This is a genomic window from Aeromonas rivuli (assembly GCF_020149575.1).
Lineage (GTDB): Bacteria > Pseudomonadota > Gammaproteobacteria > Enterobacterales > Aeromonadaceae > Aeromonas > Aeromonas rivuli.
On record NZ_CP079742.1, the window covers coordinates 1,513,982 to 1,526,903 of the forward strand.

Consider the following 12,922-nt stretch of genomic DNA (forward strand, 5'->3'; position numbering starts at 1 on the left):
TGGGTGAATCAACCTGCATGTTAAAGGCGCCTCGGCGCTTTTTTGACGGCCATTTTACCGCGAACAGGCGGGATGGATGCACATCCGCGCGGGATTCATATTATCTGCAATCGCTCGTTTTCCACCGTCTCACACCCCGTCTCCTGGCTGGCGAGGGCTATCATGGCGTGGGCTACCTGACTTGCCTCGATGGCGCGCCAGCGTCTGAAGCGTCCTCGCAGCAGCGGCTTGATCAGCGGGTAGAGGCCCTGAATGATTTGTTCGGACTGGCGGGGCGGCTGGCGATCGCCGAGCAGCATGGCGGGGCGGACGATGACGAGCCGCTGCCACTCCTGAGCCAGCAAGGCCTGTTCCATCTCGCCTTTGGTGCGGGGATAGAGGGCAGGAGAGCGGGGATTGGCCCCCAGGCTCGAGACAACGATCAGCCGCTGGCAACCATGGCGGCGGGCGAGGGCGGCGAAGGCCAGCACATAGTCATGGTCGACCCGGCGAAATGCCGCATCGGAGCCAGCCTCCTTGCGGGTGGTGCCGAGACAGCAGAAGGCAGTGTCGATGGGGGTGGGCAGCGCGACCTCATCCAGTCCCTCGAAGTCTACCGGCAGCCAGTGCCGACCGGGCCGGGCCTCCCCCGCCTTGCGGCACAGCAGGGTCAGTGAATGGCTGGGGTCGAGTTGGCGCAGCAGTTCCCGTCCAATCAAACCGGTCGCGCCCGCTATCAGGATGTGACTCAGAATGACCTCCTCAGGGTACTGAACGTGAGCCCTTGCCGATCACTGCGCGGGTCGGCGGCTTCTGTCATCGGGAGAGGGCTCATGTTTTTCCTTCCTGGCAGATAAAACAAAACCGGCCTTGGCCGGTTTTGGTGGATATCAGAGCGGGGTGGTGAAGGCCGCAGGTAACGGGAAGTCACCGCTCGCCGTGGCCAGCCGGTCGCCGACAAACTTGACGGTCAGCTCCTTGCGCTCCTTGTCACCTCGGCCCGGTTGGAACTCATACAGGTAATACCAGGTGTCGGGATCGAAGCTGTCGCGCATCATGGGGGAGCCCAGCACGAACTCGACCTGCTCGCGGCTCATGCCTTGGCGCAGTTTGTCGACCTGCTTTTGTTCTACATAGTTGCCCTGCGGAATATCGATGCGATAAACCAGGCTGCAACCAGAGAGAGTGAGAGCGGTCAGTGCCGCGGCAATCAGGTGTTTCATCCGCATAACGAGTTCAGATCATCCATTCAAGTCTTTTTAAGCTCGGCAAATCATACCCACTCCCTTGGCGGAAGTAAAAAGCCATTGATCCATCAGCCAATAAAAAGGGTCGGTAGGCGCCCCTTTCTGCCAACTGATGTGTTGCATGGGGGCGACAGAGGGCGAGGCCACTCTGCGTGGCGCGCCTGTCGTGGGTTGGCACTGCCGCAGATCTCTTTCAAGGGGGCTAATTTCTACCTCGCGTTCTGGACCTGGATGCAGGGTTGCAGACAGGGGCGTGACAGGGATTGACAACGCCATGTTTCCAGATTGCAATGGAAAACGTTTTTCAAGTAATTCATTAAGTTAGCAAACGTTTTGCGCCAAAAATGTCACTGTCAATGCAAGGAAGTGTGAGTTGCTTCAAGGAATTGGAAAGCGCTTTCGACCATAGTTGGCGCCTCCCCTGTGAGGGGAGTGAAGGATGTGAAAGTCCCATTAAAGAATCATCTTAACGTGCGCCCTGACCATGTCGGCCGGGAGCAACCAGGAGTCCGCTATGTCTGATGTTTTCCACTTAGGGTTGAAGAAGGCCGATCTGCAAGGTGCCACCCTGGCGATTGTTCCTGGCGATCCCGAGCGCGTGAAGCGTATCGCTGAGCTGCTGGATAATCCTGTGTTCCTGGCAAGTCACCGTGAATTCACCACCTGGCGTGGCGAGATGGGCGGTACTGCCGTGATCATCTGCTCTACCGGTATCGGCGGCCCGTCCACCTCCATCGCGGTGGAAGAGCTGGCCCAGCTGGGTATCACTACCTTCCTGCGCATCGGCACCACAGGCGCCATACAGCCGCACCTGAACGTGGGCGACGTGATAGTGACTACAGGTTCCGTGCGCCTTGACGGTGCCAGCCTGCACTTCGCACCCATGGAGTTCCCGGCCGTGGCCGACTTCGACTGCACCACTGCACTGGTCAACACTGCCAAAGAGATGGGCTCCAAGCTGCATGTGGGGGTGACCGCCTCTTCCGACACCTTCTACCCGGGTCAGGAGCGTTACGACACCGTATCCGGCCGCGTAGTGAGTCGTTTCCAGGGTTCCATGAAAGAGTGGCAAGCCATGGGCGTGCTGAACTATGAGATGGAATCTGCAACGCTGCTGACCATGTGCGCCAGCCAGGGGCTGCGTGCCGGCATGGTTGCTGGCGTCATCGTCAACCGCACTCAGCAAGAGATCCCGAGTGCTGCCACCATGGCAAAAACCGAATCTGATGCCATCAAGATCGTGCTGGGCGCTGCCCGCAAGCTGATCTGATAGCACCTCTTGTTATCAAGAGGACCGAGTGGGGGTGGGGGCCGTTGCGAAAGCACGGCCCCTATCTTTTTATGGGAATTGATAGCCGAGCGCCTTGATGAAATATCGCGGCTTTGGCGAGAACAGGTTTAGAAAGGGCAGTCGCAGACCGCATTGATTCCGCTCACCGCTGAGAGGGTGCTTGAAGCTGGATAGATCGGTCGGTCGCTATATCGCACCAACCGCCATGCTCAACTAGAAAGGGCAGTCGCAGACCGCGTTTATGCGCTCATTGGTGAGGGGGTGATTGAAGCTGAGGCGATGGGCATGGAGCATCAGGCGCCCGGCAAGGGCATGTGCGGTGCCGCCGTAGAGATCGCAGCCCAGCATGGGATAACCCAGTTGCTGACTGTGAATGCGCAGCTGATGGGTGCGACCCGACTCCGGGTGCAAGGCAACCCGACTGATGGGGATCATGGCCCGCTCGCCATGGGGCCAATACTCTCGGGCCAGCACCCGATAGCGGGAGCGGGCCGGTTTCCCTTCCTGGGCGCAGATCTTCATCAAGGGAAACTGGGCCGGATCCTTGGCAATGGGAAAGTCCATCACCCCTTCATCCTCGACCAGATGACCCTGGAGCAGCGCCAGATAACCCTTCTCGACGGTGCGTTCACTGAACTGGCGGCAGAGTGCGGCATTGACGACCTTGTTGAGTGCAACCAGCATGAGCCCCGATGTCCCAAAATCGAGGCGATGAACCAGGGTGCAGCCGGGAAAATCCTGCACCAGTCGATAGTGAACCGAGTCGAGGTTTTGCGCATTCTTGCCGGAGAGACTGAGCAAGCCGGAGGGCTTGTCGATCAGCAGCAACGCCTGGTCCCGATAGAGGATGCGGATCTCTCCCTGACAGGGCGGGGCGATGAAGTTGTCGATGATGGCGGGGTTGGGCATAGGCTGGCGGGGCGGCTTGGTTCGAAAGGGATGGGCGGGCATGATACACCCAGGTGTCCGGCTTGGCACGGCTTGTGGTCGGGAGCCTGATAACAGGGATGCGTCTGATCCTGACCCAGAGGGGGGCTGCGACGAATGCTGCCATGGATTCTGTGACTGGAGCGCGGGATCCTGCGACCCTGAGTTGCTAAGGTAGGAAAGGAGTGGGCCCGGGTTGAGCCTATGGGGCTGACATTGGATTGAGGAGGGCAGTGATGGACAAGGTGCCAATGATATTACTGCTCTGCCTGCCGCTCGCTGGTTGCAGCAGCCCGTTTGAGCGATTGTGGGCCGGGGTGGCCGAGTGTCACCTCGATAGCCTCTATCTCGATGCCAATAGCCTCAAGCCGGGTAATGCCGAACTCGCTCATTTTACGCCCTACAAGGTGGCCAATGGCTTTGCCTGGTATCGCACGCGGGAGACCCTGGGGGAGGTGCCCATCAGCGGCTTTCTGATCCCGACCTCGACCTTTGAGGTGCATGCCCTCTTCATCGATGCGCCCATCGCCAATGCCCGCCATCTCATGGTGGCGCGCTATGGCAATGATTTTTCTGACGAGGCCAGACACAATGCTGGCGAGGCGCCTCTCTTGCTGCGCGACCCCAATAATCCCAAGCAATCCATTCTCGATTGCACGCGGGATGAGAGTGGGGAAACGACGCCAGATGAGCCTTTGACTGAGTAGGACCAGGATGAGCGGCACCCTTTAGCCAGGGAGGCCACACCGCAGGGAGGTGTCGCGGATCAGGGATAGCCCAGGATCTGCTTTATCTCGTCAATGTGGGCCGCGACCCAGACGGGATTGATGGGACCCCAGTCACTGATCCGGTAATGGCCCTGCTGATGACGGGCCCCCGGGGTTTGCTCGAACTCGCACAGCAGATCCAGTTCGGCCAGGGCGCAGAGGGTGTCCTGGGCGGTGCGTCTGGGCATGCCAGTGGCGGCCATGATGGCCACCACAGTGTCTGTGCCGGTCGCTATCAGATGAGCAAGATAGAGACGACGATAGAAGCTGGTGCGGGTCTTGCTGGCACCTGTGGCTCCCTCTTTACTCATATCTCATCCTCTACGCGCTCGAAGTAGCGCCACAGCGCGAGGGCGGATTTACCGATAGCCAGGGCCCAGATCCCGAACCAGAACCAGCGGAAGAAGCTCCAGCTGGAGGCGTTGGCGTCGGTGGTGGTCTTGATCTTGGTGACGTTCGGGAACATGGAGAACATGTTCACCCGCCAGCCGTAAGAGGTGATGATGGCCAGCTTCTTCTCGAACTCCATGGATTTGGCCTTGGCCTGAACATCGGCGGCATCAAACTTGAAGTAGAAGGGGAAGCCCCAGCCGGTATCTTCATTGCGAAACACCCGGATCTTCTCGCCGGGGCGCTCGGTATAGATGTAATACACATCCGTGGTCGGGCCATCAGCCGGGTTGTTTTTGCTGATGGGGCCATCCTTGTCGGTGCGCTTCACCTCGACCCCCGTGATGGTGGCGATGGTGTGCTCAGGCAAGTAGTAATCGAGCCAGGTGGCGGACAGCAGGGCGATGAGCCCCAGGATGATGAAGGCGGGCTTCCTGAACTTCAGATTCATAATGCTCTCATAAGCGGGGCGTTGGCGTGCCTCTACCATACCGATATTTGCCGGTCAGGCACAGCCCCCAATGAAGCCAATATGTAAAAAGGCCGTTTTAAACAATGACGAAAGGGGGCCTGGATCGGGCGAGAGGCCCGCAGGCGGGGCCTCAGTCTGGGCATGGAAAGCGGGTATCACAACTGGAACTGGGCCAGATGCTTGCGCTGCTGTTCGGCGAGCTGTGACAGCTCGTGACTGGCGGCTGCGCTCTGGCTGATACCGGCGGCACTCTGGTGCACTATCTCGTAGATGTTGGTGATGTTGCGATTGATGTCTGCGGTGACGCAGGACTGCTCTTCGGCGGCGGTGGCCACCTGGGCATTGGCGCCGTTGATCTGGGTGACCGCCTCTGTGATGCCCCCCAGCAGATCGTGCACTTCGGCGGAGAGGCGCTGATTGTGCTCAAGGATGGTGAGGGTCTCCTGAACGCCGTTGTTGGCGGACTGGGACTGGCTCTGCAACTGCTCGATGATCCCCTGGATCTCCTTGGTGGAGTCCTGGGTGCGGGCCGCCAGCAGGCGCACCTCGTCGGCGACCACCGCGAAGCCGCGACCGGTTTCCCCGGCGCGGGCGGCCTCGATGGCGGCGTTGAGCGCCAGCAGGTTGGTCTGCTCCGAGATGCTCTGAATCACCTCAGTCACCTTGCCTATCTGCTCGGACTGGGACTTGAGCCGCGCCACCACGCTGGCGGCGCTCTCCAGACTGCCCGCCATGCGGCTGTTGGCCTGGATGCTCTTGGCAAACAGGGCCAGCCCCTGTTCGACCCGGCGGTGGGCGTCCCGTGCCAGCTCGTCGGCCAGGGCGGCATTGTGGTTGACGTTGTCGGCGGTGCTGGCCAGTTCGGTGACGGCGGAGGCGACCTGTTCGGTCTCGCTGCGCTGCTGCTGGGCGTTGGCCTCGGACTGGGTCATGACGGCGGCCAGCTCGGTGGCGGCGGAGGCCACGTTGCCGCTGATGCCGGTCAGGGCATGGATAGTGCTGCCCAGCTGGCTCAGGGTCTGGTTGATATCCTTGGCCAGCTGGCCCAGCTCATTATTGCCCTCGGATCTGGCGCGCACGTTGAAGCGCCCCTGAGCGACGGCGTGCATCACCTCCTGCAACTGGCCGATGGGCTGGACGATACGACCGGAGAGCCACCAACCACCGCAGAGCGCTGCGAGTAGCGTGGCTGCCATCATCAGCAGGGTTTGCAGCAAGGTGGCGCGATAGTGGGCCTGCTCCAGGGCGATCTCCTGCTGAGTCAGCTGGTTGATGTGGGCCGACAGGGTGTCTATCTGCCTGATCAGCTGCTCCCCCAGCTCGCGAAAGCGCAGCCGGGCCTGCTCATCGGCGGCGGGATCGCCGCCCCCCTGGAATCGCTGGGACAGCAGCGGCAGCATGGTGCTGCGGGTGTGGGCCAAGTAGTCTTGCAGGGCGGCGGCCACCTGGCGGTTGTCCTGCTCGGTGCCGGGGATGACCAGTCGGGACAATATGGTCCCTAGCTCCTGCTCGGCGGCAGTGAGGATGGCGGGCAGCTCGGCGAAGCGGGCCTGATCGTAGAGGCCGTAGATGGCGTTGGTGCGTAGCCGGTAGCTGGTGTGGATCAGGGCGGCGATATCATCCTTGTGGCGGGTGACGCTGGTGGTCGTTTCGTTCATGTTCATGATGGCGCCGTCTATCGCCTGTTTGCTGACGACGGCCATCAGGATCATCAAGAGGCTGGCAAACAGGAGGGGGATGAGCACTTGCAGACGGATAGACAGGTTATTCAACGACATGAAACTTCCTAACCCTAAAGAGGTGTGAGGCGGCATCTTACACAGGCGCGACAACGCTTGTCACAAGGTTTTTAATGCTGAAATCTTGCTGAAGGAAATGATTTTCTTGTGTTAAAAGAGTGTGATAGGCAAGATCCTTTGCTTATTACCATGGAGGTGTAGTGTGTCTGACTGGTTCGATCCGGCCATCTTGGCCCTGTTTATTCCCACGTTTTTCTTCGTTTCCGTGACCCCCGGCATGTGCATGACCCTGGCGATGACCCTTGGCATGAGTCTGGGGGTACGCCGTACCCTGCACATGATGTGGGGTGAGCTGATTGGGGTCGGCCTGGTCTCGGTGTTGTCTGTGGTCGGGGTGGCGGCCGTGATGCTCAATTATCCGAGTCTCTTCTCCGCGTTCAAATACGTGGGGGGAGCCTATCTGATCTGGCTCGGCATCCAGATGTGGCAAGCCAAGGGCAAGATGGCCATCCCGGCCGATCTCTCCACCGTGCAGGAGACACGCCCGCTCACCCTGGCGATGCAGGGGTTTGTCACTGCCATTGCCAATCCCAAGGGGTGGGCCTTCATGGTCTCCCTGCTGCCTCCCTTCATCAATGCCGCCAAGCCAATGACACCGCAGATAGGCGCCCTGGTGGCGCTGATCCTGGTTATCGAGTTCTCCTGCCTGATGCTCTATGCGAGTGGCGGTCGCACCCTGCGTCACTTCCTCGCCAAGAGCGGCAACGTGGCGCTGATGAACCGCATCGCGGGCACCCTGATGATTGGGGTCGGGCTCTGGTTGGCCCTGGGCTGAGTCACTCAATTGCCAGCTAGCAAAATGCCCCCCTCTTTGGGAAAGAGGGGGGCATTTTTATGGGCGCTCACGGCTCAGGGAGTACGGCGCTTGAGGCGATTGACCCAGGGATTGGCGCTGATGCCGTGCAGTATCACGCTGAGCAATATGGTGCAGAGCACCGTCTTGATGATGGGGTCCTGGCCGAGCAGGGCGGGTTTGTTCTGCAGTACCATGACGGCAAAGACGATGCTGGCTAGACCGCGGGGGCCGAACCAGCCGACAAACAGCTTGAGCTCGAGTGTGAGGCCGGTGCCCAGCAAGCAGATCCACACTGGCAGCATGCGCAGCAAGGTGAGACTGGCCAGGGCATAGAGCCAGTATTGCCATTCGAGCAGGCTGCCCATGATGGGCAGCATGGTGGCGCCAAATACCATCCAGATCACCACGGAGAGCAAGTCACCATACCCCTCGCAGCTGTCGAGATACTCGTGCTTGTGTTCGCCAAACCGGTAGCCTATCAGCAGACCGGCGACGAAGGCGGCGATGAAGCCGCTGCCCCCCAGGGTCTGGGCCAGGGCGAAACTGAGCAGGGCCAGACCCGGCAGGGTAAGCTGGCGCCAGAGCGGCAACTGCCAGCCATTGAGGTAGGAGAGCTTGAGCAGCCAGAGGGTAAAATGGCTGAGCCCCAGCGCGACGGCTACGCCTATGCCAATCTCCTCGAGCATCAGGCTGAGCGCCAGGGCGCCGGTGCCCTGGTGCTGCTCGGTCGGGGCGATCAACGCCAATAGCAGCAGGATCACCGGAACACAGATGCCATCATTGAGTCCGCTCTCCTGATTGAGCCCCTCCCGTATCGGGGCGGGCACGGCAGGATTGCTGACCACGGCCTGGCCGAGGGCGGCATCGGTCGGGGTCAGTATGGTGGCGAGGATGGCAAGTTCGAGCAGGGGAAGGTCGGGAAAGAGCCAACGGCCGAACAGGGCGCCGCCGACCAGGGTCAGGGGCAGACCAATCAGCAGCAAGCGGATTGGCAGGCGACGGTTGGCTTTCAGCACCTGCCAATCGGTATTGGCGGCATCGCTGAACAGCACTATCACCAGGGTCAGTTCGGCCAGCAGCTTGATCCCCTCGTTGTCTATCTCCAGGGTGAACAGCTTGAGACCGCCAGGGCCAAGCAGGGCCCCCGCCAGCAGGAACAGCAAGGGGCCATTGATGAGTTTGGATTCGAAGCGGCCAGCTATCAGGCTGTAGACCAGCAAGAAAGCGGCGATGATGGTCAGATTCTGGTAGATGAGGCTCGCCTCCATGGGGTCAGTCGGTCAGGCAGTCTGGGTCGAACACGAACTCGCCGTCCAGCCAGCGCACTATCTCATCGACGCAGGCTTGATCTCGGAACGGCAGATAGCGGGCCCGTAGCCGGGTGATCTGTTCCGGGTCGAGCTGGGCCAGGCCTATGTCTTGAAACAGTGGCAAGTCGGCCTGGATCATGGCCGAGATCTGCGGGCCACAGGTGGCATTGAGGGAGGCGTGCAGCGCCTTGTCCGGATCATACTGCTTGCCGAGCCGATAGCTCATCGGCAGCGTCGCCAGCGGCAAGGCCGAGAGTGCCGCCTGCTTCATGGGGTTGACGCCGTGGCCGGAGGTGAGCTCCAGCAGGTCGGCTGGCCTGTTCTCGAAGGCGCGCAGATACAGGTAGCTGCTCGCCTTGCTGCCATCATTGACCGGGTAGTTATCCCACAGGAAAGGCTTGCGACCGAGCAGCTCGCTGACCTGCTTGAGGTGCGAGGCTGGGTATTCGCTTGAGCACACTTTCTGGCCTGTCCAGAAGATATCGAAACGCTGATCCAGCCCCTTGCCTATGTCTTCGAGATAGTTGGCCGGCATGGCGCCAAACACCTTCTCCAGCACGGGATCGGTCGAGTAGTAGCTGGGGCAGAACAGCAGGCGACGGGACTGGCTGTGGGCGGCGATGTCATGGGCAATCTTGATCTGCAAGGGGGCGAGCTCAGGGCTGTCACCCACCATGTCGTCAAACAGTACCGCCAGTATGTCCGGGGCCAGCACGTCGTCGATGACCCTGAGCTTCTCGAGCAGGGCTGGACGTTGACGCTCGTAGTCGTGATGGGCACCCATGGGACTTAAGCCCACACCAAAGGCCAGACCGTTGGCGCGACACTGCTCGGCAAACTGGCGCAGGGCGTTGAGGTGCGCCTCTGGCCAGGGCAGTGCCCAGTGCTTGCGCAGATAACCGTCATCCTTGGGGGCATACAGATAAAAACCATAGCCGTGGCGAGGTAGCCACTGGGCGTAGTGGGCGCGAGCGGCCCAGCTCCAGCCTTTGCCAAAGAAGCCCTCGATGAGACCGAGGTGGGGGTTAGGCGCGCCAGCGCCCGACATCAGGCTGTGCTCAGACATAGTGTTGCTCCATCAGGTGGCCGTCAGACCGGGTCTTCATCGAGGAAGCGCACGCCTATCTTGCGGGCCTCATCCCCATCCATTTCTGCTACGGTCCAGATCATGCCTTGCCATGGGTATTGGTCACCCACCACCAGATTATCGCCCAATCGGCCGGCAAGGAAGAGGCCAAGGCTCTGATTGGGATCCTCCAGTTCGGCGAGATCCAGCCCGTAGATAGGGGCCAGATCCACCAGGCGGGCCGACGCCTCCAGCAGGAAGTCACCGAAGAAGCGCGGTCCCAGATCCTGCTCCGGGGCCTGGCTGAACAGCTGACCCAGGGCGGTCAAGTCATGTTCATGGCCAATGACGCAGAGAACATCGTCGGCCTGCAGCCGGGTACTGCCCGAGGGGTGGAGCAGGTCCTGGCCGCGAAACAGGGCGCAGACCCGGGTACCGGTTGGCATCTTGAGGTCGCGCAGGGGCGAACCTATGCACCACTTATCCGAGCCGAGTCGGTAGACGAAGGTCTCCCACTGGCTGTCGACATCAATTTCCAGGCCGGAGCGATTGATGGGGGAGGGGGGCACCGGCACCTCTACCCGCGCCAGGCGCGAGGCCAGTGGCAGCGAGCTGCCCTGCAAGATGAGGGAGACCAGTACCACGAAGAAGGCGACATTGAAGTAGAGCTGGGCATTGGGCAGCCCCGCCATCATGGGGAACACCGCCAAGATGATGGGCACGGCGCCACGCAGTCCCACCCAGGAGATGAACCAGCGCTCCCGGGGGGCAAAGTTCTTGAACGGCAGCAGGCCAATCCAGACCGAGAGCGGGCGGGCAAACAGTATCATCCACATGGCCAGTGCCAGGCCCGGCAGGGCGATGGGCATCAGGTTGCTCGGGGTGGCGAGCAGGCCCAGCACCAGGAACATGCCTATCTGGCTGAGCCAGGTCAGGCCGTCCAGCACGGAGAGGGTGGTGCTGCGGCTGCGGATCACCCGGTTGCCGAGCAGCAGGCCGGTGAGATAGATGGCGAGAATGCCACTGCCCCCCACCGCCGTGGTGATGGCAAAGATCAGCAGGCCGCCGCTGACGGTCAGCAGCGGGTAGAGTCCGGGTGCCAGCTTGGCGCTGTTGATAAGCTTCCACAGCAGCCAACCAGCCCCCAGGCCAATGCCGGCGCCCAGGCCAAACTGTTGCAGCAGCTTGAACAGGAAGGACCAATCCAGTCCCTGCTGGCCGGTGGCCAGGATCTCGATCAGGGTGATGGTGAGAAACACCGCCATGGGATCGTTGCTGCCCGACTCGATCTCCAGGGTGGCGCCGACCCGCTCGTTGAGACTGCGCCCGCCAAGCAGAGAGAAAACGGCCGCCGCATCGGTGGAGCCGACGATGGCGCCGATCAGCATCCCCTGCAGCAAGCTGAGATCAAACAGCCAGGCGGCCATCAAGCCGGTCAGGCCTGTGGTGATGGCGACCCCGAATGTTGCAAGGGAGAGGGCGGGCCAGAGGGCAACCCGGAATGAAGAGACTCGGGTGCGCATGCCGCCGTCGAGTAAAATAATGGCGAGTGCCAGGTTGCCGACCAGGTAGGCGACCGAGTAGTCGGCAAAATGAATGCCCCCCGGGCCATCTTCTCCAGCCAGCATGCCGACCGCGAGGAATATTACCAAGATGGGGATGCCGAGCCGGGATGAGAGTGCGCTCAATAGGACACTGGCACCCACCAACAGGGCACCAATAAGAAAGAAACTGTTGATGCTGACTGCATCCAATGGCGTACTCCTTCTGTCAAAATGCAAATCAGGCACATTATATGCATTTAGCCCCCGCTTGTGTGGGCTATTTGTGCATTATTTTGCAATTTAGAGACATGTTGGCCATCTCTGGCTGGTGATGTCGTCCATTGAGGTCGGAGTCCTATGAGAACAGGCGGCAGGAGAGGGCGGAGTGCGCGAGGCTGTGCAGTGATAGAGGGGGAATCACCATGAAAAAGGACCCGGAGAGGGTCCCTTTTGGTCAGTAATCGTCGTCATCATCCTTGACGTCGCGGATCTTGTCCTTGTACTTGGGGAGCTGCTTCTCAAGTTGCTTCATGTCCTTGATGGCATTGAGAAACAGGCCAAGCAGAAAGAGTAGCGGCAAGCCTATTAACAGCCAGAGACTCATGGGGTACTCCTTTTAATGTCATGGCCGCCGTCATGGGGAACGACGTAACGGGCCAGGATCTCGTCGAGATGGGTCAGGATAGTCTGCTTGCCTTCAATATCCGCCTGTTGCAGGCAAAGCGCCAGTGCCTTGGCATCGAGCCGCTGTCCCCAGGCCTCTGGCGCGAAGCTGAGATGCCAGGGTTCGAAGGCGACCGCGCTGGGGATCTGCTGCGCATCCCCCTTGCCGTAGGGCAGAAAGAAGCCGAAATCCCCCATGTGCTCGACTAGCCAGTCTGACAACCCGGCGAACCAGCCCCCCGCCTGATACTCCCAGGGCTCAAGGGCCAAGCGTACCCCCTCTGGCAGGCAATCCGGATCATAGATATCGAGATCCGTGCCCCAGTGGTGGCGGCTGGTGCCGGGCAGGGCGCTCCAGCGCAAGATGGCATGGAGTCGCTCGACCTCATCGAGTTGCAGGGCATTCAGGGGTTGGCCATCTGCGTCTTGCAGTGGCCGCTCACCGCGCCACTTGCCGTTCCAGATGGCGAGCTGGCGTTCGAAGCCGCGCCAGCTGGAGGCCGGTTGCAGGTTGTGGCCTGCGGCGGCGGCGGCCACTTGCATCTCCTCGAAGGCTGTTGCGGCGGCGGCGGTGAGCCGGTGAGGCCCCGCCCCCAGCAAGACGAGGTGTCCCTCATCCTGGCCAAGCAGCTGATCCTGAGTCATTGCGGCTTCTCCTCCTGCAGGCTGGC

At 60.9% G+C, this 12,922-nt stretch carries 14 protein-coding genes; 3 read left to right on the forward strand and 11 right to left on the reverse strand.

Annotated features, from left to right (window positions below; translation table 11 throughout):
* Nucleotides 1-95 precede the first annotated feature (95 nt).
* Both KYK33_RS07180 and KYK33_RS07185 read right to left on the reverse strand, forming a co-directional pair.
* Nucleotides 96-731, reverse strand: coding sequence for an NAD(P)H-binding protein (locus KYK33_RS07180; RefSeq protein ID WP_224432968.1), 636 nt, complete (start codon nt 729-731; stop codon nt 96-98).
* Nucleotides 732-869: 138 nt separating this feature from the next.
* Complete coding sequence (locus KYK33_RS07185) at nt 870-1,208, reverse strand: outer membrane protein assembly factor BamE (RefSeq protein WP_042043914.1); 339 nt, start codon at nt 1,206-1,208, stop codon at nt 870-872.
* Between the two features lie 532 nt (nt 1,209-1,740).
* Between KYK33_RS07185 and udp the strand changes: the two genes are divergently transcribed.
* A complete protein-coding gene (gene udp / locus KYK33_RS07190; RefSeq protein ID WP_042043915.1) occupies nt 1,741-2,496 on the forward strand; it encodes a uridine phosphorylase in 756 nt (251 codons plus the stop codon).
* Between the two features lie 234 nt (nt 2,497-2,730).
* On the opposite strand, the gene KYK33_RS07195 is transcribed toward udp, so the two are convergent.
* Nucleotides 2,731-3,468, reverse strand: a complete 738-nt coding sequence (locus KYK33_RS07195; RefSeq protein ID WP_224432537.1) for an RluA family pseudouridine synthase — start codon at nt 3,466-3,468, stop codon at nt 2,731-2,733.
* A gap of 212 nt (nt 3,469-3,680) precedes the next feature.
* On the opposite strand from KYK33_RS07195, the gene KYK33_RS07200 reads away from it, so the two are divergent.
* Nucleotides 3,681-4,151, forward strand: a complete 471-nt coding sequence (locus KYK33_RS07200) for a hypothetical protein (protein ID WP_224432538.1) — start codon at nt 3,681-3,683, stop codon at nt 4,149-4,151.
* A 59-nt stretch (nt 4,152-4,210) separates the two neighbouring features.
* On the opposite strand, the gene KYK33_RS07205 is transcribed toward KYK33_RS07200, so the two are convergent.
* From KYK33_RS07205 to KYK33_RS07215, 3 genes are all read right to left on the reverse strand, one after another.
* The gene (locus KYK33_RS07205; protein WP_042043919.1) at nt 4,211-4,522 is read right to left on the reverse strand and encodes a winged helix-turn-helix domain-containing protein; all 312 of its coding nucleotides are present in this window, start codon (nt 4,520-4,522) and stop codon (nt 4,211-4,213) included.
* Nucleotides 4,519-5,052, reverse strand: a complete 534-nt coding sequence (locus tag KYK33_RS07210) for a DUF1523 family protein (protein WP_042043920.1) — start codon at nt 5,050-5,052, stop codon at nt 4,519-4,521. The genes KYK33_RS07205 and KYK33_RS07210 overlap by 4 nt, the downstream gene beginning before the upstream one ends.
* Before the next feature lie 176 nt (nt 5,053-5,228).
* Nucleotides 5,229-6,851, reverse strand: a complete 1,623-nt coding sequence (locus KYK33_RS07215) for a methyl-accepting chemotaxis protein (protein ID WP_224432539.1) — start codon at nt 6,849-6,851, stop codon at nt 5,229-5,231.
* Between the two features lie 163 nt (nt 6,852-7,014).
* Between KYK33_RS07215 and KYK33_RS07220 the strand changes: the two genes are divergently transcribed.
* Nucleotides 7,015-7,647, forward strand: a complete 633-nt coding sequence (locus tag KYK33_RS07220) for a LysE family translocator (protein ID WP_042043922.1) — start codon at nt 7,015-7,017, stop codon at nt 7,645-7,647.
* Nucleotides 7,648-7,721: 74 nt separating this feature from the next.
* On the opposite strand, the gene KYK33_RS07225 is transcribed toward KYK33_RS07220, so the two are convergent.
* The 5 genes from KYK33_RS07225 to KYK33_RS07245 form a co-directional block, all read right to left on the reverse strand.
* Nucleotides 7,722-8,936, reverse strand: a complete 1,215-nt coding sequence (locus tag KYK33_RS07225) for a cation:proton antiporter (RefSeq protein WP_224432540.1) — start codon at nt 8,934-8,936, stop codon at nt 7,722-7,724.
* Nucleotides 8,937-8,940: 4 nt separating this feature from the next.
* Nucleotides 8,941-10,044, reverse strand: a complete 1,104-nt coding sequence (locus tag KYK33_RS07230) for a beta-N-acetylglucosaminidase domain-containing protein (RefSeq protein ID WP_224432541.1) — start codon at nt 10,042-10,044, stop codon at nt 8,941-8,943.
* Between the two features lie 23 nt (nt 10,045-10,067).
* Complete coding sequence (locus tag KYK33_RS07235) at nt 10,068-11,798, reverse strand: potassium/proton antiporter (RefSeq protein WP_042043925.1); 1,731 nt, start codon at nt 11,796-11,798, stop codon at nt 10,068-10,070.
* A 244-nt stretch (nt 11,799-12,042) separates the two neighbouring features.
* Nucleotides 12,043-12,192, reverse strand: coding sequence for a hypothetical protein (locus tag KYK33_RS07240; RefSeq protein ID WP_157014099.1), 150 nt, complete (start codon nt 12,190-12,192; stop codon nt 12,043-12,045).
* Nucleotides 12,189-12,896 (reverse strand): M15 family metallopeptidase, encoded by a 708-nt coding sequence (locus tag KYK33_RS07245; protein WP_224432542.1) that lies wholly within the window; start codon nt 12,894-12,896, stop codon nt 12,189-12,191. The genes KYK33_RS07240 and KYK33_RS07245 overlap by 4 nt, the downstream gene beginning before the upstream one ends.
* Between the last annotated feature and the right edge of the window lie 26 nt (nt 12,897-12,922).

Excerpts from the sequence above, each read along its gene's own strand:
- KYK33_RS07185 (WP_042043914.1), bottom strand. The coding sequence starts at position 1,208 with ATGCGGATGAAACACCTGATTGCCGCGGCACTGACCGCTCTCACTCTC.
- udp (WP_042043915.1), top strand. The coding sequence starts at position 1,741 with ATGTCTGATGTTTTCCACTTAGGGTTGAAGAAGGCCGATCTGCAAGGT.
- KYK33_RS07195 (WP_224432537.1), bottom strand. The coding sequence starts at position 3,468 with ATGCCCGCCCATCCCTTTCGAACCAAGCCGCCCCGCCAGCCTATGCCC.
- KYK33_RS07200 (WP_224432538.1), top strand. The coding sequence starts at position 3,681 with ATGGACAAGGTGCCAATGATATTACTGCTCTGCCTGCCGCTCGCTGGT.
- KYK33_RS07205 (WP_042043919.1), bottom strand. The coding sequence starts at position 4,522 with ATGAGTAAAGAGGGAGCCACAGGTGCCAGCAAGACCCGCACCAGCTTC.
- KYK33_RS07210 (WP_042043920.1), bottom strand. The coding sequence starts at position 5,052 with ATGAATCTGAAGTTCAGGAAGCCCGCCTTCATCATCCTGGGGCTCATC.
- KYK33_RS07215 (WP_224432539.1), bottom strand. The coding sequence starts at position 6,851 with ATGTCGTTGAATAACCTGTCTATCCGTCTGCAAGTGCTCATCCCCCTC.
- KYK33_RS07225 (WP_224432540.1), bottom strand. The coding sequence starts at position 8,936 with ATGGAGGCGAGCCTCATCTACCAGAATCTGACCATCATCGCCGCTTTC.
- KYK33_RS07230 (WP_224432541.1), bottom strand. The coding sequence starts at position 10,044 with ATGTCTGAGCACAGCCTGATGTCGGGCGCTGGCGCGCCTAACCCCCAC.
- KYK33_RS07240 (WP_157014099.1), bottom strand. The coding sequence starts at position 12,192 with ATGAGTCTCTGGCTGTTAATAGGCTTGCCGCTACTCTTTCTGCTTGGC.
- KYK33_RS07245 (WP_224432542.1), bottom strand. The coding sequence starts at position 12,896 with ATGACTCAGGATCAGCTGCTTGGCCAGGATGAGGGACACCTCGTCTTG.